Source organism: Variovorax sp. KBW07, assembly GCF_003852515.1.
GTDB lineage: Bacteria > Pseudomonadota > Gammaproteobacteria > Burkholderiales > Burkholderiaceae_C > Variovorax.
Genome location: NZ_QAJK01000093.1, coordinates 36573 through 37155, shown reverse-complemented (window position 1 = coordinate 37155; position 583 = coordinate 36573). Strand labels below are relative to the sequence as shown.

The 583-nt window shown below is 63.8% G+C and carries 1 protein-coding gene; it reads right to left on the bottom strand.

Annotated features, from left to right (window positions below):
* The coding region (locus tag DBV14_RS34225; RefSeq protein ID WP_124461068.1) for an aldehyde dehydrogenase family protein at positions 1 to 583 on the bottom strand (583 nt) is incomplete at both ends.

Here is a 583-nt window from a genome sequence, read left to right as displayed (position 1 = left end):
GTTGGAAATGCGGATGGCTTCGTCGATGTTCCTGAAGCGGATCACCGGCGACACCGGGCCGAAGGTCTCGTGCTTTGCCACCGTCATCTCCGGGTCCACATGGTCGAGCACCGTGGGCGAATACAGCGCGCCCCGGCGCTCGTTGCCGTACAGCAGCTTGGCGCCCGCCGCGATGGCTTCGTTGACCACCGCTTCGAACTGCTTGGCAGCCGCTTCGTCGATGACAGTGCCCATGTCGGTGTCCGGGTCCATCGGGTCGCCGTACTTCAGCGCCTTGGTCTTGGCCACCAGCAACTCGACGAACCGGTCGGCCACGGCTTCGTGCACCAGCATGCGTTTGACTGCTGTGCACCGCTGGCCCGAGTTCTTGTACGAACCACCTGCGGCGAGCGTGGCGGCTTCCTCGATGTCCGCGTCTTCCATCACGATGATCGGGTCGTTGCCGCCCAGCTCCAGGATCTGGCGCTTGTAGACGGCCTTGCCCGAGATGTACTTGCCGATGGGTACGCCACCGGTGAAGGTGACCAGATCGACGTCGGCGTTGGTGAGCAGTTCGTCGGCAATCTCGCTCGGATCACCCGTG